This is a genomic window from Rhizobacter sp. P2_G4 (genome assembly GCF_056403575.1).
The window spans coordinates 1126980-1147497 of sequence record NZ_JBFUFG010000002.1; the positions used below are offsets into that span (position 1 = coordinate 1126980).

The window sequence follows — 20518 nt, forward strand, 5'->3', positions numbered from 1 at the left end:
CCGGTGGAACCCGAGGTCACTCGCCCGTTTTGCGGGGTTGGCCAGCGTCGTCAGGTTGCGAACCCAGCACGGTCTCGGAGACTGCGCGCCCCAGTGACTCCAAGGGACCCTCGTCTTCGGCTGGCGCCTCGTCGGCTGTGTGCGCCTGGGCTGCGGGCGCCGTTCCCGTACGGGCCTGCAATTCCTCAATGCGGCGCGACGCTTCGGCCTTGGTCAAGGTCTCGTCGAATGCGGATGGGTCGTGGGCCTTCTCGCTCAGTGTCTTCAGATACGAGCGCTGAGCGCCTGTCATGGGCTCGTTGCCGGTGACCCAATCGGCGGGGTCTTTCTCCATGTTGTCCAGGGGCGCTTGAGCTTGCGTGCGTTTGTCGGTCATGGCTGCTCCTTCGCGTTCATCGAGCAAGGCGCGTTCCTTTTTTGGGTCGGTGGCTCACCCCTTACTCGCGGCTGCGCTGTCGTGCAGGGGGAAGAATTTTCTGTAGCAAGGTGAGGCGGTGACCGAGGTACATCGCTTGCCCAACGCGATACGAGTCGGCCGCTTCGGGCCGAGATGGAAAGTACGTGCATGAAAACAGTGGTGGCATTTCAAGGGGGTGGGGCACTGGGCGCGTTTGGGTGTGGCGCCTGGTCGCGTCTGGCACCCTGGATGCAGGAACGCGGTGACGTTGTCGTCGCACTGGCCGGGGCTCCATCGGTGCAATCAACGCAGCGGTGGTCGCGCATCACCTTGATGAGCCGGACTGGGGAGTGAACGCACTCGAGAGGCTGTGGCGCGAAGACATCGCGACGCCGTCCTGCTCATTCTTCGGGTGGTCGCCCATCGCGAACGGGTGCGAAGCAGCGGCCGCGTCGACCCCGGCGAGCCGTTTCAACTCGTGACCATCGAGCAGCTGCCCAAGGTGTTGCACCGGCTGCCGAGCTCCGGTGTGGAGATTTCCTACCGCGTGTTCAATCTGCTGCAGATCGGCAAGCTGGCGCCCTCTGAACTGGACGACACGGCCATCATCGGGCGATGGATTCGCATCGCACGGGAGCCGTTGCCGCACGACGCTGTTTCGGGCCAGTTCGATTACTCGCCGGAGCGGGTCGACGAGCTGATCGCCCAAGCCGATGAGCTTGCGCGTGACGCGCTCGAGGGGCTGCACGACTCGGTGCTGACCTACGAAGCCCCCGCTGCGCAGCAGCCGCCGAGAAGCCGTGTGCGATCGATTGCCGGCTCGCGACCTGTTGCGACATGAGCACGCCGCCTGAAGGCGCTGTGGTTTGCAAGATTGCTGAGATGCGGAAAGACCCCGGCATGGGCAGACGCGTAAAAGTCCAGATCGCCTGGTCGTGAACCACACGTGAGACCCGGCCGCTCGGCTTCCATGGAACGCCGTTTGCCTCCGCAGCAAATCGAAAGGTGTTCTTGCGCGGCGGCTGGTTCTCTCACCATGCGTCTGCGAATGACTGGTGTGAGATGCAAAGAATCATCGTGATCGGAGCCGCAGCGGGCGGTGGTCAGGCGCTGATGCAGTTGACGGCCGGGCTTCCTGCAGACTTCCCCTTGCCTGTGCTCGTGGTGCTGCATGTCGGCCCCCATCCCAGCCTGCTCCCGACTCTGCTGTCGCGGACCTGCCGGCTGCCGGTGTCGCATGCGGTGCATGGCGAAGCCATCGAAAGCGGACACATCTACGTCGCCCCGCCGGACCATCATCTTCTGGTGGAAGACGGCCGCACGGTGCTGACCCGCGGGCCCAAGGAGCACCACACCCGGCCTGCCGTCGACCCTCTGTTCCGGTCCGCGGCACTCGCCTATGGCCGAGGTGCGATCGGCGTCGTCCTGACGGGCCAGTTCGACGATGGCACCGGCGGCTTGCAGGCGATCAAGCGAGCCGGTGGCACGACGGTCGTGCAGGACCCGGACGAGGCGTTCGTCAGCAGCATGCCGGAGAGCGCTCTGCGGCATGCAGAGATCGATCACTGTGTTTCGTTGGCTTTGATGCCAGCGCTTTTTGCGTCACTTGCCAGCCAAGAGATGGCCGCTCCTGACATCACTGTTTCGGAGGCCAACTTGGACCATGAACATGAACTGAGCCTGCGCAGGGGCAATGCACTCGAGCACCTGCGAGCCATCGCGAAACCCACCACCTTCGCCTGCCCGGACTGCCACGGCGGCCTATGGGAGATCCTGGACTCCCGCCCGCAGCGATACCGATGCCACACCGGTCACGCGTTCACCCTGCGCACCCTCGAGCAGGCCATGTCCGAAGGGGCCGACGACGCAATTCAGAATGCGCTGCGGGCCCTGCAGGAAAAGCAGCTCCTTCTTGAGCACATGGCCGAGGTGGAACGGGCCGACGGATCAAATGCCGCCGCCGCGGCGGCCATCGAAGCCGCTGCGAAGCGGTTGAAGCGCCAGGCCGAAGTGCTGCAAGAGCTGGATCAGGACACGGACCCGCCCGCCTTGCAGGCTTAGCGAGGTTGGGGTGTCAGCGCTGCAGGAAGCGCGGCACGGTCAGCGAGCCGAGCAGGCTGCCGACGCGGTTCATCACACCGGCGCGCGGCGCGGCTGCGGCAGCCACCTTGTCGAGTTGCTCCAAGGTTTGATCGCGGTTCAACGACAAGGAAACTTGCGCGGGCCGGAGGCTTTCGAAGCGTGCGCTGTCGGGTGCAGGCACGGGTGCCACGGGCGCCGCGGCGGCTTCTGTGCGCGGTGCGGGTCGCAGGATGGGTTGCAGCCACTCGATGATGGGCTGCCACTGGTCGAGGTCGTCCTGGACCTTGGCCGGGGGCAGGTCGAAGAGGGTGAGTCCGCGTTCGATGCAGCGCACGTAGTTCTGCGTTTCGCGCAGCACGCCGAGGAACGGCAGCTTCTGCTGCTCGGCCCAGGCATGCAGAACTTCACCGGCCTTGGTGCGCGCATCGAGCCGCATGCCGATGGCGGCCACCACGCAGCGGCCGCTCGCAATGCGCGGCAGCGTCATCATCTCGGCATAGCAGGCGGCAGCGGATTCGCGGTCGAACACTGAGTTGCACACCGGCATCAGGATCGCATCGGCAAACATGGCCACGCGTGCGAGGTCGAAACCGCGCAGGCCGCCGGGCGTGTCGAGCACGACGTGCGATACGCCGGTGGGGGCGCGCAGCACGCTCTTGGGATCGACCGTCCAGCCGACGAGGGGCGAGCGGTTGGGTGTGACTTGCGTCGAGCGCAGCTTGAGCCAGGCTTGCGTGGATTGCTGCTTGTCGACATCGCCCAACATCACGGGCATGCCGTTGTGGGCGCAATAAGCTGCGAGGTGAGCGGCTAGCGTGCTTTTGCCGCTTCCACCTTTACGATTGACAACTGCTACGACGGGCATGACAACGGGTGTCCGGGAGGTCCGCCCTCGGCAGCTGCCGAAGAGCGCTTCATTACATCATCAAATACGGGGTTATCCCATAGGCGGCTGCCCGCGTAGCCGCGAAGTACTGCCGCGTTCAAGCTCACAGGTAACCACTTCTTTACAGATGACCCAGCACGAAGCCGATTCCCGTTACGCCTGGATGCGTTTGATGGTCACGCTGGCACTGATGACCATCGGCAGCGGCAGCATGTATGTGGTGGCCGTGGTGCTGCCGCCGGTGCAGGCCGAGTTCGGTATCGCCCGGGCCGATGCCTCGCTGCCGTACACGGCCATGATGATTGGCTTCGGCGTCGGCGGCATCCTGATGGGCCGGCTGGCCGACCGGTTCGGCGTGATGGTGCCGGTGCTCATCGGCACCGTCGGCCTGGCACTCGGCTTCGTGGCCGCGGGTTCGGCCAGCAACATCTGGGTCTTCTCGGCAGCGCACGGTGTGCTGCTCGGGCTGTTGGGCAGCTCGGCCACGTTTGCACCGCTGGTGGCCGATACGTCGCTCTGGTTCGTGCGCCGCCGAGGCATTGCGGTGGCCATCTGCGCCAGCGGCAACTATCTGGCCGGTGCGATCTGGCCGCCCATCGTGCAGCACTTCATCGAAAGCGTCGGCTGGCGTCACACCTACTTCGGCCTGGCGGCGTTCTGTGCGGTGACGATGCCGCTGCTCGCCCTGATGATGCGGCCGCGGCCTCCGGCGGCCGTGGTGGGCAAGTCTGCCGGCGCGCCGGTCGTGTCGTCCACACGGCCATTCGGTTTGCCGATGGGTGGCGCGCAGGCGCTGCTGTGCGTGGCCGGCGTGGCGTGCTGCGTGGCGATGGCCATGCCGCAGGTGCACATCGTGGCCTATTGCGGGGACCTGGGTTACGGCGCTGCGCGCGGTGCCGAGATGCTGTCTCTGATGCTCGCCTGCGGCATCGTGAGCCGCCTGGTGTCAGGGGCCATCTGCGACCGCATCGGCGGGCTGCGCACCTTGCTGCTGGGGTCGGTGCTGCAGGGTGTCGCCTTGCTGCTGTTCCTGCCCTTCAACGGGCTGGTGTCGCTGTACGTGATATCGGCGATGTTCGGCTTGTTCCAGGGCGGCATCGTGCCGTCGTACGCGATCATCGTGCGCGAGCACTTTCCGCCTGCCGAGGCCGGTGCCCGGGTGGGCACCGTGCTGATGTTCACGCTCCTGGGCATGGCGCTCGGCGGCTGGATGTCGGGCAAGGTCTTCGACTTGACCGGCTCCTACCAGGCCGCCTTCGTCAACGGCATCGGCTGGAACTTGCTGAACCTGACGATCGCGTCGCTGCTCTTGCACCGCGCGAGGCGCCAGCGTCAGGAACTGGCGGCCGCCTGAACCGGCTTCGGCCGCGGCAGGAAGCCGGTCGCGAGCGAGGTGCCGGCCAGGATGACGATGCAGCCGATCACCATCTGCGGCGTGAGCGATTCACCCAGGAAGATGGCACCCCAAGCCATGGCAAAGGCGGGGATCAGGAAGGTCACCGTGATCGCGTTGGCCGGGCCGATGTGGGCGATGAGGCGAAAGAACAGCACATAGGCGAGGCCCGTGCACACGGTGGCCAGCAGCGCCAGGTTGGTCCACGCAGCCACGCTCGGCATGGCCGCCGGCCACATCAGGAACGTGGGCACCGCCAGCACCAGGGCCGCGCCCAGTTGGCTGCCTGCGGCCACGGCCATCGGCGGCACGCCGGTGAGGTGGCGTTTGGTGAAGTTGGCCGAGAAGCCATAAGACAGCGCCGCCACGATGCAGGCCAGGGTGGCCAGTGCCACACGCGCGCCGTCCACATCGGCTTTCACGCTGGCCTTGGTGTAGGCGAGGCCGAACACGCCGACAAACCCGATCACGAGGCCCAAGGTGCGCAGGGACGTGAGCTTGTCTCGCAGCCAGAGCCATGCGATGGCGGCACCGAAGAGCGGTGTGGCCGCATTGAAGATCGAGCTCAACCCCGCACTGATCGTGAGCGCCGCGTAGCTGAAGCACATGAACGGCAGGGCGGAGTTGGTGATGCCCACCAGCAAAATCGGCCGCCAGTGCGTGCGCAGCGGCGCCATCTGCCTGCGCATCGCGAGCAGGGGCAGCAGCACGAGCGTCGCGCCGATCACGCGCATGCCGGCGAGCGGTGCGGCGCCGAACTCGGGCGCACCGACTCGCATGAAGAGGAAGGATGCGCCCCACACGGCGGCGAGCGTCAGCAATTCCAACAAGTCGGACCTTCTCACAGCACTCCTTCCAGCGTCAGCAGCGCGCGCTTCCGCTCCAGCCCGCCGGCGTAGCCTGTGAGGCTGCCGTTGGTGCCCACCACGCGGTGGCAAGGCACGATCACGCTGACCGGGTTGCGGCCGACGGCGGCACCGACGGCGCGTACGGCCAGCGGCGCACCGAGGCGGCGAGCAACGGCGGCGTAGCTTTGCGTGCCGCCTACCTCGATGCCGCACAACGCCAGCCACACGGAGCGCTGGAAGTCGGTGCCGTGCAAGTCGAGCGGTAGGTCGAACTGCGAACGGGTGCCGGCGAAGTATTCGGCGATCTGCTGGGCAGCCAGCTGCAGCAGCGGGTCGTCGGGCCGCTCGGGCGCATCCAGCGGCTCGGGGTGCCACTTCTGCGCTTCGAACCAGGCCCCGGCGAGGCCAAGCTCGGTACGGGCCAGCAGCATGGGGCCGAGCGGCGAGGGAAAGCGGGCTTGCGCGGTGCAGCGAGCCGCGATTTTTCTCGTGGGGGACGACGCAAGAGACGATGGAGTGAGTGACATGGTCAGGTCCTTCAGGTGAGGGTGTTCCAAAGCCGCAGCACGGCGTACGCGCGCCATGGCCGCCAGCGTTCGATCAGCGCATCGGCTTCGCGCTGGGTGGTGACGCCGAACAGCGGCTTCATCGCGTTCAGCACCGCCACGTCTTTGGGTGGAAAGGCATCGGGCCAGCCGAGCGCCCGCATCGCGATGTAGTGGGCCGTCCACGGGCCGATGCCGGGCAGGGCATGCAGTGCCTCGATCAGCGCCTCGGGTTGATGCTGCGTGTGCAGCTTTGCCGCGATCTCGGGCCAGGCCTGGGCGAGCGCGATGATGGCGCCGGCCCGCGTGCGGATGATGCCGAGTTCGGCGATGTGCTCGATGGGCGTCTGCGCGATCACGGCAGGCGACGGAAAGGTGTGCGAGATCTCGGGCCAGGGCGTTGCCAGCGGCTCGCCGAACCGGTCGACGAAGCGCTTGGCCAGCGTGCGCGCACCGGCCACGGTGACCTGTTGCCCGAGCACGGCGCGCACCACCATCTCGAACGCGTCCATGCTGCCGGGCAGGCGCAGGCCAGGTTCGCCGGGCAGGTCGGCCAGCGTGCTGTCGATGGCTTCGGGTGACGCGTCGAGATCGAGCCAGCGGCGCACCGCAGCCACCACGCGTGCGCTGTGCGGCGCCAGTGCGGGTGAGAAGCCGAGCCGCACGTGCGGCGCACGTGTCTCCGTCTCGGGCACGAACTCGGCCTCCAGCCAACCCGACGGTGGGGCGATGCTGCCCGCGCGCAAGGTGCGGCGGATGCGCATGCCGTCGACCATCTCGACATCGGGGATCGCGCGCTGGCCCTGAAACTTCAGCATCGATGCGATGTCGTACGGCGCCCGGTAGCCCAGCCGCACGTTGATGGCGTCGTCTGCTGGCGCGGCGTCTTCATCGACCTCTCCGCGCAGGCGGCTCGGGCTCATGCGGTAGCTCTCGGCGAAGGCGGCGTTGAATCGCCGCAGGCTCCGAAAGCCGCTGGCCAGCGCCACCTGGGCGACCGGCAGGCGCGTGTCCGTCAGCAATTGCTTGGCCAGCAGCAGGCGGCGCGTCTGCAGGTACTGCAACGGCGTCACGCCATGTTCGGTGGCGAAGATGCGGCGCATGTGGCGGTCGCTCACGCCGAGGTGATCGGCGAGGCCGGTCATCGAGAGCGCTTCTTCATCGCCGAGCCGGCTGTCGAGCCAGCTCGCGGCCTGGCGCGCCAGGGTGCGCGAGGCGTCCATCACCGTCCACGCCAGGCCGGGGCCGGGTGCCACTTCCGGGCGGCATTTCATGCAGGGGCGGAAAGCCTCGGCCTCGGCTTGCGCCGGGGTGTCGAAGAAGCGGCAATTCTCGCGGCGCGGTGTGCGCACCCGGCAGACGGGCCGGCAGTACACGCCGGTGGATGTCACGCCGACGAAGATGCGTCCGTCGAATCGGGCGTCACGGGCCTTGAAGACCTGGTAGGCAGCGTCTGCATCGAAGTTCATGAGGCCATGATAGGCACTGCGCCGAGTCCGACTCGCCGTTTTCGGACACGTGCCCGGCAGGTCTTTCAGACCTCCTGTGGCAACTCACATCGTCTTGAACAGGTGCACATAGGCCCGGCTGACCGGCAGCTCGGCCGCGTGGCCCTTGATGCGCACGAACAGGCGGCTTAGCTCGTCGCGGCGCGTGCCGTCCACGTGCTTCAGGTTGATGAGCGTGGAGCGATGGACTTGCCAGAACTGGTCGGGGTCGAGCTGGGCTGCCAGCTCGGCGATGGGCGTGCGGATCAGGTGCTCGCCCTGGGCGGTCTGCACGCAGGTGTACTTGTCGTCGGCGCGAAAGAACAGCACGTCGGCCACATCGATCTGATGGGTGACGTCGCCGCTGCTGGCGCGCACGTACCGCAGGCGCGCGGTCGGTGCTGCTGCGGCCGGCAGCAGGCGCTGCAGCACCGCCAGCAGCGCCGGGTTGTCAGCGGTCTGCGGTGCGGCAAGCACGCGGCGAACCCGCTCGATGGTCTGCGCCAGCCGCTCGGCACGCACCGGCTTCAACACGTAGTCGACGGCCTCCTGCTCGAAGGCCTGCACCGCGAATTCGTCGAATGCGGTGACGAAGACCACGCGCGTCTTGCCCTCGATGCCCTGTGCCACTTCCACCCCTGTGAGCCCGGGCATCTTGATGTCGAGGAAGGCCAGGTCGGGCTGGAGGGCTGCGATCTGCTCGGCCGCTTCGACGCCGTTGCGGGCTACGTGCACGATCTGCAGCTCGGGCCACAGCTTGCGCAGATGGTCGCCCAGGTAGCGGGCGAGGTGCGGTTCGTCGTCGGCGATCAGGGCAGTGGTCATGGTGTGTCGAGCGGCAGTGTGAGGGTGGCGCGTACGCCGGTCGGCGCGGCTGGGGCGATGTCGAGCCGGGCTTCGCTTCCGTGGCGGTTCAGCAGGCGTTCGCGGATGTTGTTGCAGGCAGTGCCGGTGCTGCCCGTGCGCTGCCGCGGAGCCCGCCGGGCGTGTTCGTCGGTGGGCAGGCCGAGGCCGTCGTCTTGCACCGTGATGACGAGGCGCCCGTTCTGCAATGCGGCCGCAATCGTCACCTCGCCGCCTTCCATCTTGGGCTCGAGCCCGTGGACGATGGCGTTCTCGACCAGCGGCTGCAGCGTCAACGCGGGCAGCCGCGCACGGCGCAGCTCGTCGGGCACGTCGATGCGGTAGCGCAAGCGGTCGTCCATGCGGATGCTCACCACATGAAGGTAGGCGCCGACGAGCGCCAATTCGTCGCCGAGCGTGTGGCCCTCCTGGCGCAGGCTGCCGAGGGAGGATCGCAGGTAGTCGACGAATGATTCGAGCATGGCGCGCGCGCGTGGCGTGTCGACTTCCATCAGGCTGACCACGTTGGCCAGCGTGTTGAACAGGAAATGCGGCTCGATCTGGCCCTGCAGCAACCTGAGCCGTGCGTCGGTGGCGCGTCGTTCGGCATCGAGTTCGCGGTGCTTCAGCCCGAAGTAGACGAAGAACGCGCCGCAGATCAGCAGCACGATGGCGAAGGAGCCGGCCCACGCACTGGGGCGATGCGGTGGCAGGAATTCGCTGAACGTGCCGAACACGAGCCACATGCCGATGGGCCACCCGATGACCAGGCCGGCAGCGGGGACGAGCGTGAAAAACAGGCTGCGTAGGCGTTTCGGCAGGCTGCGCAGCCGCTGCACGCCGATCAGCCACCCGCTCAGATCGAGCAGCAGGTGGATCGTGTAGCTCACGAAGACGCTGACGACCAGGTTCTGCAGGTACGACGACCACAGCTCGCTCGCCAGCACGTCCAGAGAGCGGATTCGCCCTGCATTGACGGCCACGCCAAGCACGGTGAAGACGATCGCCACGACGGCCCCAAAGACGAAGGTCCAGACGTACTGCAGCCACCGCGGGCCCACGTGCCGGAAGTCCTGGCTGTACCAGGAGTGCCAGGAGGCCAGGAGCAAGGCTTTCGTGTTCATGGGCACCCAGTTTAGGCAGGGCAAGTCGTGGATTTTCGGGCTGGCCGACGAATCGACAGACCGGCCGACGAATCGCTGTCAAGCGGCAGGGAGCGTCTCTACAATCCGCCCACCCTCAGCTCAGGAGCGTCCACCCATGCAAGTCACTGCGTCCAACTTCAAAGCCTATGACATCCGCGGCATCGTCGGCAAGACGATCGACGAGGCGTTTGCTGAACATCTGGGGCGTGCCTTCGGCAGCGCTGCCAAGGTGGCGGGCGAGAAGGCAGTGGCGGTGGGGCGTGACGGTCGCTTGTCGGGGCCAGGCCTGGTGGCTGCGCTGATCAAGGGCTTGAAGTCGACCGGGCTCGACGTCGTCGACCTTGGCGCCGTGACCACGCCGATGCTGTACTACGTTGCGGCCACGCGCGGCAAGCACGGCTGCAACAGCGGCATCCAGGTGACGGGCAGCCACAACCCGAAGGACTACAACGGCTTCAAGATGGTGCTCGCCGGCCGCGCGATCTACGGCGAGGAGATCCAGGCGCTGCGCAAGCGCATCGAGGCCGAAGACTATGTGACCGGCACCGGGCGCTCGGCCGAGATGGACATTCTGGCGGAATACCGCCATCGCATCGTGAGCGACTGCAAGCTGGTGCGCAAGATGAAGATCGTGGTCGACTCCGGCAACGGCATTCCGGGCGCGTCGGCGCCGGCGATCCTGCGTGCGCTGGGCTGCGACGTGACCGAGTTGTACTCAGAGGTCGATGGCGACTTCCCCAACCACCACCCGGACCCGAGTAAGCCCGAGAACCTGGCTGACCTGATCCGCACCGTGCAGACCACCGATGCCGAGATCGGCCTCGCGTTCGACGGCGACGGCGACCGCCTCGGCGTGGTCACCAAGGACGGGCAGATCATCTACCCCGACCGCCAGCTGATGCTGTTCGCTACCGACGTGCTCTCGCGCAACAAGGGCGCGACGATTATTTATGACGTGAAGTGCACGCAGCGCCTCGCGCCGGCCATTCGCAAGGCGGGCGGCAAGGCGCTGATGTGGCAGACGGGGCATTCCCTGATCAAGGCGAAGCTGAAGGAAATCAAGGCGCCGCTGGCCGGCGAAATGAGCGGACACATCTTCTTCTCGGAGCGCTGGTACGGCTTCGACGATGCCACCTACACCGCGGCGCGCCTGCTCGAGATCCTGTCGCGCAGCAAGAACCCGAGCAAGGTCTTGAACGACCTGCCGACAAGCTACAGCACGCCCGAGCTGAACGTGCCCTGCGCCGAAGGCGAACCGAAGCAGGTGGTGCAGCGGCTGCTGGACAACGCCGACTTCCCCGGCTCGCAAGAGATCATCACCATCGACGGCCTGCGCGTGGAGTACGCCGACGGCTTCGGCCTGATTCGTGCGTCCAACACCACGCCGGTGCTGGTGCTGCGTTTCGAAGGCCACACGCCCGAGGCTCTGCACCGCATCGAGGCCCAGCTGATGGCAGCGCTCAAGGCGGCCAAACCCGACGCGCAAGTCGCCGCAGCCGCCCACTGATCTCGTGCGCGTTCTGATCGTCAAGTTGTCCTCGCTGGGCGACGTGGTGCACGCGATGCCGGTGGTGCACGACATCCAGAGCGTCTACAGCAACGCCTACATCGACTGGGTCGTGGAGCCCGCCTTCGCACCGCTGGTGCGGCGGGTGCAAGGCGTGGACGAGGTGATCGAATGCGCGCAGCGCCGCTGGCGCCGGGCTTGGTGGACGTCAGCCGTGCGAGCCGAGTGGCGCAGCTTTCGCAAGCGGCTCACCGACCAGCGCTACGACGCGGTGATCGACCTGCAAGGGCTGACCAAATCGGCATTGGTTGCGCGCATGGCGCTGGGGCCGAGCTTCGGCCTGGCTAATCGCACGGAAGGGTCGAGCTACGAACTGCCGGCGCGCTGGCTGGTCGATCAGACGATCGAGATCACGCCGCGCATTCACGCACTCGATCGCTCGCGCGAGCTGGTGGCGCGGGCCTTGAACTACCGAGTGGGCGGCCCACCGCATTTCGGCCTGCAATCGCATGGAGTCCGCACGGAGCGGCCGACCGTGGTGTTCGTGCATGGCAGCTCGCGTGCCGACAAGCTGTGGCCCGAGGAGTGCTGGGTTGACCTGGGCCATCGCATGGTGGCCTCGGGGTTCGACGTGGCATTGCCGCACGCGGGCGCCGAAGAGTTGGCGCGTGCCCAGCGCCTGGCCGATGCGCTCGGCTCCCATGCCATCGTCTGGCCGATGATGCCGCTCGACCAACTGGTCGACAGCATGGGCGGGACGCACGGCGTCATCGGCATCGACAGCGGGCTGAGCCACATCGCCACGGCGCTCAACCTGCCGCACGTGCAGCTCTACAACTTCCCGACGGCCTGGCGCACCGGGCCTTTGCAGTCGCATGGCCACCGGCACCAGGTGGCTATCGAGCGCGACCCGACGCCCGAGGTCGATCTGGTGTGGGCCACCTGGCAGGTCGTGCGCCGGATCGGCCATTGATGAGCGGCTTCCAGAGCTGGCTCGCCCGCGGGGCTTATTCGAACCTGCTGCGGCTGCTGACGCCGGTTTACGTGCTCCGCCTGTGGTGGCGCGGCCGTGCGGAGCCGCTGTATCGCCACGCCATCGGGGAGCGCCTGGGTGACTACCGTGGTGAGCTGCGCCAGGGCGCGCTGTGGGTGCATGCGGTGTCGCTCGGCGAGACACGTGCGGCGGCAGCGCTCATCGACGCGCTGCGCCGTTCGCACCCGACGCTGCGCCTGCTGCTGACCCACAGCACTGCGACGGGCCGCGAAGCGGGCCAGGCCCTGCTGCGCGAGGGCGATTTGCAAGCCTGGCTGCCTTACGACACGCCCGGCGTGGTGCAGCGCTTCTTCACGCAGTTCAAGCCTGCCGTCGGTGTGCTGATGGAAACGGAGATCTGGCCCAACCTGCTGCATGCCGCGCAGGAGGCCAAGGTGCCGATGGTGCTGGCCAATGCGCGGTTGAGCGTCAAGAGCCATCGGCAAGGCCAGCGGCTGTCGGTCGTGATGCAGCCGGCCGCGGCTTCGCTGGCCCTGGTGCTGGCGCAGACCGAAGACGACGCCACGCGCCTGCGTGATTCGGGTGCGCGCGACGTGGTGGTGTGCGGCAACCTGAAGTTCGACATCACGCCCGACGAGGCCTTGCTGGCGCGCGGGCGAAGCTGGCGCGAGGCGCTGGGTCGCCCGGTCGTCCTGGCCGCCGTGACGCGCGAAGGCGAAGAGGCGATGCTGCTTGGCGCGTGGATGCGCCAACTGGCGGATCAGCGGCCTTTGCTGCTGATCGTGCCGCGGCACCCGCAGCGCTTTGATGAAGTCGCCGCGCTGGTGCAGCAAGCGGGTCTCGTGCTCGCTCGCCGAAGCCAGTGGACGGATGCGCCGGATGAAGCGCAGCTGCGTGCCGACGCGTGGCTGGGCGACTCGATGGGTGAGATGCCGCTGTACTACGGGGCGGCCGACGTCGCCTTGCTGGGCGGCAGCTTCGCCCCCTTGGGTGGACAGAACCTCATCGAAGCGGCGGCCTGTGGTTGTCCGGTGGTCATGGGCCCGCACACCTTCAACTTTGCCGAGGCAGCGAGGCTGTCGCTCGAAGCCGGCGCGTCTTTGCGTGTGGCCGACATGAGCGAGGGCGTGACTCGTGCGCTCGAGTTGGCTGGCCATGACGAGCTCGACGCCGTGGCCCAGCGCGCCGTTGCGTTCGCGGCACAGCACCGCGGTGCGGCACAGCGCATGGCGCAGCAGATCGAGCCGCTGCTGCGACCGCGTTAGGCACACCGGTCAGAACAGCCTGCCGACGTTGAAGAGCGTCAGCACGCCCAGCCCCGCAAAGATCGCTGCGGCGATGCCGTGCACGAGTTTCATCGACACCTTCTTCACCAGCCTGTCGCCGATGAACACGGCAGGTATGTCGGCGATCAGCATGCCGAGCGTCGTGCCAGCGACCACCGCAATCAGGTCGTCGTAACGCGCGGCCAGTGCCACGGTGGCGAGCTGCGTCTTGTCGCCCATCTCGGCGAGAAAGAAGGTCAGCACGGTGGTGAGGAACACGCCGTGGCGCGTGCTGCTGCCGTTGGTGTCATCGAGCTTGTCGGGCACCATGATCCAGGCAGCCATCGCGATGAACGACAAGCCGATCACCCAGCGCAGCAGGTCAGGCCCGAGCGCCGACGCGACCCAGCCGCCGAGCGCGCCCGCCGCGGCGTGATTGACGAGTGTGGCGGTGAGAATGCCCAGCACGATGGGCAGAGGACGCTTGAACTTGACGGCCAGCAGCATCGCGAGCAGCTGCGTCTTGTCGCCCATTTCGCCCAGCGCGACCACGCCGGTGGAGACCAGGAATGCTTCCATGAAAATTCCAGGGCCGAAAACCGAAGACCACACAACGTCCCCGGCCCTTGTTCCGGGAGGCTGTGCAGTCAAAGGTCTTGCCAGGCGTGGAGCTGTTCGCGCCATGGCCGTGAGGACCAAGTGTGTTGACGCGGACCCCTGCGGGTGCAGGGCGGCTACTCCCCAATGACGAGTGCGGGCGCGAGTATATCGACCGACGTCGTTGACCTACGTGAAAAGGCCCCGCGACGCGGGGCCTTTGGCCGAGCGCTGAGGCGCTTACTTGGCGAGCATCGAGTTCACGGCAGCCACGTCACCGGGAACGAGTTGACCCGCGGCTTGGCGGAGCTTGAGGCTGTTTACCAGCACGTCGTAGCGGGCCTTGGCGAGGTCGCGCTGGGTGGTGAAGAGCTGCGTTTGTGCATTCAGCACATCGAGGTTGACGCGCACGCCGACCTTGTAGCCGAGCTGCGTCGCTTCGAGGGCGAGCTGGCTCGACGATTCGGCGGCCTCGAGTGCTTTGACCTGGGCTTGCAGCGATTGCACGCCGAAGTAGGCCTGGCGGGTGTTCTGGGCGACAGTTCGGCGATTTGCTTCGAGTGCATTTCGCGATTGCTCTTCGAGCAACAGCGTTTCCTTGACGCGGTTCTGCACCGAGAAACCAGCGAACAAAGGCACGTTGACCTGAACGCCGATGCTCGACTGGGTCACGTTGCCTCTGCCAAGGCCACCTTGCAGCGACGTACCGGTTTCATTGCCATTGCTGCGGCCGTAGCTGGCCAACAGCCCCACGGTGGGAAGGTGACCAGCGCGCGCCCTGGTGGTTTCAAGCTGCGCCGTCTCGTAGCGGAGTTGGGCTTGGCGAACGAGCGGGGCATTGGTCGTCTGTGACACCCAGGCTTCGACATCCGCCGGCAAAACAGGCGGCAGTGCCACAGGCGTGGCAAGCGGCTTGGGCGTCACGCCGGTGCGTCCGACGAGTTGATCCAGCGCAATGCGCCTGGTCAAAAGATCATTGTCTGCGGCAATTTCTTGGGCGGTGGCGAGGTCGGAGCGCGCCTGAGCTTCACGGGTATCGGTGATGGTCGCTGTGCCGACCTCGAAATTGCGCTTTGCTGAGGCCAACTGTTCGGCGATGGCTTTCTTGCTGGTCTGCGCGGTGCTCAGGGCATCTTGCGCCGCCAGGACGTCGAAGTAGGCCTGTGCGACACGCACGATCAGGTCCTGTTCGGAGATTTCCAGGTCGGCCTTCGCGGAAGTGACACCCAGGTCGGCCTGCGAGATGGCGGCATCGTTTGCGCGATTGAACAAGGACTGCGTGGCATTCAGGTTCGCACTGGTGCCCTTGGTCGTGGTGTCGTTGATTTCCGTGCTGTTCAACGTGGTGTCGTTGGTGGCGCGGCTGGCTCCCAAGGTGGCATTGACCGAGGGTCGGCGCAGTGCATGCACTTGTTCCGCCCGGTACTGTGCCGACTCGGCCAGCGCTCGGGCTGCCAGGTAGCTGGCGTCATACCCGCGCGCCGTGTCGTACAGCTCCTGCAGGCTTTGCGCCTGGGCGAACGGCGCAGCGCCGAGGAGAAAGGCGCAGGCAAATGCCAGGCGGCTCAGCCGCGGCAGGCTAAACATGGAAACAGCGGACATGGGAAGCGTTCCTCGTGTTGAATTCTTAGTAGGTGGGCACGGATGCGTCGACCTCGCGCGACCACGCGTCGATCCCCCCGGCGACGTTGTACACGCGCTCATAGCCCTGCCGCTCCAGAAATGCGACGACTTGCAGACTTCGCATCCCGTGATGGCATAAACCGAGGATGGGCTGCGAAGGCTCGAGCTCGTTCAGGCGAGATGGAATCTCCTGCATCGGGATGCAAAGGGTGCGTGCTCCCGTCACCGAAAGCGGAGCCTGCTGAACCTCCCATGGCTCGCGCACGTCCAGCAACACGGGCTCCGGGTCGCTCGCCCTCCGACCCAGGCCGGAGAGCAGGGTGGCCACGTCGCGAACTTGAACCTGCTGCATCAGAATTGAAAGCGCGAAGGCTCGTCGAAGCCAGACAGCCGGGCTGCCACCGTGTCGAACAGGTTGACGCTCGTGAATTCCTTGTCGCTCAGGCGAGTGACGAGCACGGCACACATCACTGGCTCTTGCCCGACGATCGCGGCCAGTCGTCCGCCGACCTTCAGTTCGTTCAGCAGCGCAGGCGGTACTGCGGCGACCGAGCCCGAGAGAAGGATCGCGTCGAACGGGCCGGCGGTGGGCAGGCGCTTGGAGCCATCGCCCTCGACCACGCTGACGTTGGAGATGGCGGCGCGCTTCAGGTTGTCAGACGCCATCTTGGCCAGCACCGGGTCGATCTCGAGCGTGACCACTTGGCGAGCCTTGTGCGACAGCAGGGCGGCCATGTAGCCGGAGCCTGCGCCGACCTCCAGCACACGCTCGTGACGGCGCACGTTCAGCTCCTGCAGCAGTCGTGCCTCGACCTTTGGCGCAAGCATGTGCTGGCCCTCTTTCGGCGGCGTGGTCAGCGGCACTTCGGTGTCGAAGAAGGCCATGCTCCGGTACGCCGGTGGCACGAAGTCTTCGCGCTTGACCACGGCGAGCAGCGACAAGATGCCGGTGTCCAGCACATCCCAGGGGCGGATCTGCTGTTCGATCATGTTGAAGCGGGCTTGCTCGGTGTTCATTGCGTGGTTCCTTGCGGGGGCAGAAAGAGAGAGGCGGCGATTTTATTGGGCACCGTTGGCGTCGGCTGCGAATGCTTTTTCATGGGCCTTGCTTTCCTTTGGGGGAAGCAGGGTGCTTGAGCAGGCCATGCAGCACGAGATCGATGTGGGTGGCGACGACGCTGTTCGGGTCGAGGGAATCCATGCCCTCGCAGGCGCCGAACGAATGCTTGTGTAGCGCCATGAAGATCAGCGGCGCGAACAGCACGTGTGTCACTTCTTCGTACGCCACTTCGCGGAACTCGCCGCGCGCGACACCGCGCTTCAGCGTGCGCACGAGCAGGTCGGTGGCGGGCTGGATCACTTCTTCGCGGTAGAACTGCGCGATCTCCGGGAAATTGCGCACTTCCGACATCATGATCTTGTGGATGCCGCCTGCCGGCGTGTTCCCGACGCGCTCCCACCAGGCGTTCATCAGGAAAGCCAGCAATTCGGTGGTCGGGCCCTCGAACTCATCAGCAATGCCGCTGCTCTCGGCCAAGAGCTGAGACAGGTTCTGCTGGATGACCGCCTTGAGCAGTTCTTCCTTGCTGGGGTAGTAGAGATAGAGCGTGCCCTTGGAGACGCCAGCGCGCACTGCCACCTCGTCGGAGCGGGTGGCGGCAAACCCTTTTTCGACGAATAGCTCAAGCGCGGCGTCCAGCAGTTCCTGTGGGCGGGCTTCTTTGCGTCGTTGCCGCGGCGGGGCAGCGGGAGTGGGTTTGGGCATGGGGAGATACTGACTAATTAGTCAGTAATGTAGCCGCGGCGTGTCCGAGGGTCAAGGCGGCAGCCTAACCGAGGGGTGATCGGCGGCGGCGAGTTCAGGGTAAAGATCGGTGAAGTGCGATGGCCCGTCCTTCAGCCCTAGCTAAGGCGACGTGAGGATGGCCGTCCGCGAGGGACTTGTTCAGTGTTGCCTAAGTACCGCCCGCTATCATCGCGCGTCGTTTTTCAGCCGGGGTATGCGCGTGGATGTCTTGTTGTTGGTGAAGGCCGCGGTCATGGGCGTGGTTGAAGGCCTGACCGAATTTCTCCCGGTATCGAGCACGGGCCACCTGATCCTGGCGGGGTCGCTGCTCAACTTCAACGATGCGCGCGGCAAGCTGTTCGAGATCGTGATCCAGTCGGCGGCCATTCTGGCGGTGGTGTGGGAGTTTCGCGTGCGCATCGCAGCAACGCTCGGCGGTATCGGCCGCGACCCGAAGGCCAACCGGTTGCTGATCAACGTGGCCATTGCCTTCCTGCCGCTGGCCGTGCTCGGCATAGTGTTCGGCAAGATGCTGAAGGCCCAACTGTTCAACGCGCCGACGGTGGCCACCACCTTCATCCTCGGTGGCTTCATCATCTTGTGGGCCGAGCGCCGGACGCATGCGGTGCGCGTGAACAGCGTCGACGAGATGACCTGGCTGGATGCCGTGAAGGTGGGCATTGCCCAGGCCTTCGCGCTGATCCCCGGTACCAGCCGCAGCGGCGCCACCATCATCGGCGGCATGCTGTTCGGCCTGTCGCGCCAGGTGGCGACCGAGTTCACCTTCTACCTCGCCATTCCGACGCTGGTGATCGCATCGGCCTACTCGCTCTACAAGGAGCGCGCCCTGTTGTCGGTCGATGACCTCGGCATGTGGGCGGTCGGCATGATCGCCGCATTCGTCTCGGCCTTCTTGTGCGTGCGCTGGCTGCTGCGCTACATCGCCACCCACAACTTCGTGCCATTCGCCTGGTACCGCATCGCGTTCGGAATCGTCGTGCTTGCCACCTGGTACACGGGCGCGGTGGTCTGGTCCGACTAAGGTCTGGTGAACACCAGGTCCCAGACGCCGTGGCCTAGTTTCAGGCCGCGGTTCTCGAACTTCGTGAGCGGCCGGTAGTCGGGCTTCGGCGCATAGCCTTCGGCTGTGTTGCGCAGGCCGGGTTCGGCTGCCAGCACCTCCAGCATCTGCTCTGCATAGGGCTGCCAGTCGGTCGCGCAATGCAGGTAGCCGCCGGGTGCGAGACGGCTGACCAACGCAGCCACGAACGGTGCCTGGATCAGGCGGCGCTTGTTGTGCTTCTTCTTGTGCCACGGGTCGGGGAAGAAGATGTGCACGCCGGCGAGCGAGCCGGGCGCGATCATGTGCTGCAGCACCTCGACGGCATCGTGCTGAACGATGCGCAGGTTGCCCAGTTGCTTTTCTTCGATGCGCTGGAGCAGCGCGCCCACACCCGGTGTGTGAACCTCGACGCCGATGAAATCGGTGCCGGGCAGTGCCTGCGCGATCTGGGCGGTGGCGTCTCCCATGCCGAAGCCGATCTCCAACACTACCGGCGCGTTGCGGCCAAAAACGTTCTCATGCGCCAGAGGCTGCTGTGAGTACTGCAGCACGTATTTCGGTGCCAGCGTCTCGAGCGCGCGGATCTGGCCCGTGCCCATGCGGCCGGTGCGCAGCACGAAGCTGCGGATGCGGCGCCGTGGCGCGGTGTCGTCTTCTGGGGGATGTTGTGGGTCGGTCATGGCTGGCCCGCCGCTCGGGGCGGTTGAGGGGCTCGCATTGTGCCTGTGTCGACGCTTGGGCTGGTGCCGCATCGACTGTGGAGTGTGACTTGGCTAGCACGACAAATGCGGCACGATCGAACGAGGCTGATGTGCATTGCCGGGGCTCTGCTGCTGCGATACTGTTTCCTTCTCAAGAGGCATGTTGTCGCCATGGCAAATTGGGTACGTCGAATCGGCAAGCTTTTGTCCACTGAGACGCAGACGGGATCGGAGCGTCTTCAGGTGAAGAAGCCTCTCTCCGAGGCAAGCGCGCCGGCTGCAGCCAGCGTGGCCGAACTGCCCGATCTGGACGCTGAACTGTTCGACTGGCTGCTCGACCTCCCGCCCGGACCTGAGCGCCATGCCAACGCCGCCGAATCCCTCTGGCTCGCGGAGCTGGATCCACTGATCGCCGCCGACAAGGGACGCGGTGAATTGCTGCCGCGCGCGGCTGGCGTGATCCCGCCGCTGCTCAACAGCCTGCGCGACGAAAACCAGTCATCCGCCGAACTGGCGCAACGTGTCGAGCGCGACCCTAATCTCGTGGCCGAGGTCGTGCGGCTCGCCAACAGCACCGCGTTCCGCGGCGAAGGGCAGGCGAGCGAACTGGCCGAGGCGGTGCGTCGCATCGGCACGGCCGGCCTCAAGCAAGCCATCGCGAAGGTGGTGCTCAAGCCGATGTTCGATGCGCAGTCGGGCAGCCTCTCGAGCCGGGCCGCGGCTCGGGTGTGGACACAGGCGCAAGTGCAGGCAGATCTGTGCCGCGCGCTGGCCGTGGCGCAAGGGGTCGACCCGTTCGAGGCGTACCTCGGCGGCTTGCTGAGCAACGTGGGCTGGACGGCCGGGCTGCGGGCGCTGGAGCGTGTGTTCGAGCAGCACCCACCGGCAGAGATGGTGTTCAGCAGCGGCTTCAAAGAGGGCTTTTGTTCGCGGCGCGACCGCTTGTTCGTGCAACTGGTGACGGCCTGGCGTCTGAACCCGGCCTTGCATGAAGCTGCACGTGACGTGCAATACACGGGCAGTTTCGCAGCGGCGACCGACCCGTTTGCGCAGCTGTTGCTCGCGGGGTACCGACTCGCGAGCTTGCGTGTACTGGTGTCGACGGGCCGTGTGGCCGAAGATGATGCGTTGCTGGCGGGCTGGCCCGACGTCGTGCGTGCGGCTTACATCTCGCCCGGCTGAGCGGCTGCCGGTCAAGGATCGGCACGCTAGAATCTGCGCTCAACGCGGGTGTAGTTCAATGGTAGAACGGCAGCTTCCCAAGCTTCATACGTGGGTTCGATTCCCATCACCCGCTCCATATTTCGTGTCCCGGGCCGCCCAAGTGCGGCCCGCATCGTTTCCGCCATCGCTGAA

General features: G+C 66.1%; 21 protein-coding genes, 1 tRNA gene and 1 riboswitch. Of the genes, 9 read left to right on the forward strand and 13 right to left on the reverse strand.

The window, feature by feature from the left end; all coding sequences use genetic code 11:
- Positions 1-16: 16 nt before the first annotated feature.
- Positions 17-376, reverse strand: a complete 360-nt coding sequence (locus tag AC1DYS_RS11635) for a DUF3072 domain-containing protein (RefSeq protein WP_477899120.1) — start codon at positions 374-376, stop codon at positions 17-19.
- 391 nt (positions 377-767) lie between these two features.
- On the opposite strand from AC1DYS_RS11635, the gene AC1DYS_RS11640 reads away from it, so the two are divergent.
- Entirely contained in the window at positions 768-1238 is a 471-nt protein-coding gene (locus AC1DYS_RS11640; protein ID WP_477899122.1) for a hypothetical protein, read from the forward strand.
- Positions 1239-1459: 221 nt separating this feature from the next.
- Positions 1460-2458, forward strand: a complete 999-nt coding sequence (locus tag AC1DYS_RS11645) for a chemotaxis protein CheB (RefSeq protein ID WP_477899124.1) — start codon at positions 1460-1462, stop codon at positions 2456-2458.
- A 13-nt stretch (positions 2459-2471) separates the two neighbouring features.
- On the opposite strand, the gene AC1DYS_RS11650 is transcribed toward AC1DYS_RS11645, so the two are convergent.
- Positions 2472-3344: a ParA family protein gene (locus AC1DYS_RS11650; protein ID WP_477899125.1), complete on the reverse strand. Its 873-nt coding sequence runs from the start codon at positions 3342-3344 to the stop codon at positions 2472-2474.
- Between the two features lie 148 nt (positions 3345-3492).
- Here AC1DYS_RS11650 and AC1DYS_RS11655 point away from each other — a divergent pair, with 148 nt between their 5' ends.
- Positions 3493-4719 carry an MFS transporter gene (locus tag AC1DYS_RS11655; RefSeq protein ID WP_477899126.1) on the forward strand — a complete coding sequence of 409 codons (1227 nt, stop codon included), beginning with the start codon at positions 3493-3495 and terminating at the stop codon, positions 4717-4719.
- Here AC1DYS_RS11655 and AC1DYS_RS11660 read toward each other — a convergent pair.
- The 5 genes from AC1DYS_RS11660 to AC1DYS_RS11680 form a co-directional block, all read right to left on the reverse strand.
- The gene (locus tag AC1DYS_RS11660; protein ID WP_477899127.1) at positions 4698-5603 is read right to left on the reverse strand and encodes a DMT family transporter; all 906 of its coding nucleotides are present in this window, start codon (positions 5601-5603) and stop codon (positions 4698-4700) included. The two genes, AC1DYS_RS11655 and AC1DYS_RS11660, sit on opposite strands and share 22 nt — an antisense overlap.
- Positions 5600-6133: a methylated-DNA--[protein]-cysteine S-methyltransferase gene (locus tag AC1DYS_RS11665; RefSeq protein ID WP_477899128.1), complete on the reverse strand. Its 534-nt coding sequence runs from the start codon at positions 6131-6133 to the stop codon at positions 5600-5602. Before AC1DYS_RS11665 ends, AC1DYS_RS11660 begins: the two co-directional genes overlap by 4 nt.
- An 11-nt stretch (positions 6134-6144) precedes the next feature.
- A complete protein-coding gene (locus tag AC1DYS_RS11670; protein WP_477899129.1) occupies positions 6145-7620 on the reverse strand; it encodes a DNA-3-methyladenine glycosylase 2 family protein in 1476 nt (491 codons plus the stop codon).
- 84 nt (positions 7621-7704) lie between these two features.
- Positions 7705-8463, reverse strand: coding sequence for a LytR/AlgR family response regulator transcription factor (locus AC1DYS_RS11675; RefSeq protein WP_477899131.1), 759 nt, complete (start codon positions 8461-8463; stop codon positions 7705-7707).
- Complete coding sequence (locus tag AC1DYS_RS11680; protein ID WP_477899133.1) at positions 8460-9605, reverse strand: sensor histidine kinase; 1146 nt, start codon at positions 9603-9605, stop codon at positions 8460-8462. Before AC1DYS_RS11680 ends, AC1DYS_RS11675 begins: the two co-directional genes overlap by 4 nt.
- Positions 9606-9741: 136 nt before the next feature.
- Between AC1DYS_RS11680 and AC1DYS_RS11685 the strand changes: the two genes are divergently transcribed.
- The 3 genes from AC1DYS_RS11685 to AC1DYS_RS11695 are packed head-to-tail and all read left to right on the forward strand — an operon-like array spanning position 9742 to position 13392.
- Entirely contained in the window at positions 9742-11133 is a 1392-nt protein-coding gene (locus tag AC1DYS_RS11685; RefSeq protein WP_477899135.1) for a phosphomannomutase/phosphoglucomutase, read from the forward strand.
- A 4-nt stretch (positions 11134-11137) separates the two neighbouring features.
- Positions 11138-12106 (forward strand): lipopolysaccharide heptosyltransferase I, encoded by a 969-nt coding sequence (gene waaC / locus AC1DYS_RS11690; protein ID WP_477899137.1) that lies wholly within the window; start codon positions 11138-11140, stop codon positions 12104-12106.
- The gene (locus tag AC1DYS_RS11695; protein ID WP_477899139.1) at positions 12106-13392 is read left to right on the forward strand and encodes a 3-deoxy-D-manno-octulosonic acid transferase; all 1287 of its coding nucleotides are present in this window, start codon (positions 12106-12108) and stop codon (positions 13390-13392) included. The genes waaC and AC1DYS_RS11695 overlap by 1 nt, the downstream gene beginning before the upstream one ends.
- Positions 13393-13401: 9 nt before the next feature.
- Here AC1DYS_RS11695 and AC1DYS_RS11700 read toward each other — a convergent pair whose 3' ends face one another.
- The 5 genes from AC1DYS_RS11700 to AC1DYS_RS11720 all read right to left on the reverse strand — a co-directional run bounded on the left by AC1DYS_RS11700 (position 13402) and on the right by AC1DYS_RS11720 (position 17377).
- Positions 13402-13971: a TMEM165/GDT1 family protein gene (locus AC1DYS_RS11700; RefSeq protein WP_477899141.1), complete on the reverse strand. Its 570-nt coding sequence runs from the start codon at positions 13969-13971 to the stop codon at positions 13402-13404.
- Positions 13972-13973: 2 nt separating this feature from the next.
- Positions 13974-14147: riboswitch (yybP-ykoY riboswitch) on the reverse strand.
- An 82-nt stretch (positions 14148-14229) separates the two neighbouring features.
- Positions 14230-15693, reverse strand: coding sequence for a TolC family outer membrane protein (locus AC1DYS_RS11705; RefSeq protein WP_477899143.1), 1464 nt, complete (start codon positions 15691-15693; stop codon positions 14230-14232).
- Entirely contained in the window at positions 15617-15964 is a 348-nt protein-coding gene (locus AC1DYS_RS11710) for a rhodanese-like domain-containing protein (RefSeq protein ID WP_477899145.1), read from the reverse strand. Before AC1DYS_RS11710 ends, AC1DYS_RS11705 begins: the two co-directional genes overlap by 77 nt.
- Positions 15964-16629 carry a protein-L-isoaspartate O-methyltransferase family protein gene (locus AC1DYS_RS11715; RefSeq protein ID WP_477899147.1) on the reverse strand — a complete coding sequence of 222 codons (666 nt, stop codon included), beginning with the start codon at positions 16627-16629 and terminating at the stop codon, positions 15964-15966. Before AC1DYS_RS11715 ends, AC1DYS_RS11710 begins: the two co-directional genes overlap by 1 nt.
- A 79-nt stretch (positions 16630-16708) precedes the next feature.
- The gene (locus tag AC1DYS_RS11720) at positions 16709-17377 is read right to left on the reverse strand and encodes a TetR/AcrR family transcriptional regulator (protein WP_477899149.1); all 669 of its coding nucleotides are present in this window, start codon (positions 17375-17377) and stop codon (positions 16709-16711) included.
- A gap of 241 nt (positions 17378-17618) precedes the next feature.
- Here AC1DYS_RS11720 and AC1DYS_RS11725 point away from each other — a divergent pair, with 241 nt between their 5' ends.
- Complete coding sequence (locus AC1DYS_RS11725; RefSeq protein ID WP_477899151.1) at positions 17619-18440, forward strand: undecaprenyl-diphosphate phosphatase; 822 nt, start codon at positions 17619-17621, stop codon at positions 18438-18440.
- On the opposite strand, the gene trmB is transcribed toward AC1DYS_RS11725, so the two are convergent.
- A complete protein-coding gene (gene trmB, locus AC1DYS_RS11730) occupies positions 18437-19141 on the reverse strand; it encodes a tRNA (guanosine(46)-N7)-methyltransferase TrmB (protein ID WP_477899153.1) in 705 nt (234 codons plus the stop codon). The genes AC1DYS_RS11725 and trmB overlap by 4 nt on opposite strands.
- Positions 19142-19405: 264 nt before the next feature.
- Between trmB and AC1DYS_RS11735 the strand changes: the two genes are divergently transcribed.
- The gene (locus AC1DYS_RS11735; RefSeq protein WP_477899155.1) at positions 19406-20344 is read left to right on the forward strand and encodes an HDOD domain-containing protein; all 939 of its coding nucleotides are present in this window, start codon (positions 19406-19408) and stop codon (positions 20342-20344) included.
- Positions 20345-20388: 44 nt separating this feature from the next.
- Positions 20389-20462 (forward strand) — tRNA-Gly (locus tag AC1DYS_RS11740).
- The last annotated feature ends 56 nt before the right edge of the window (positions 20463-20518 follow it).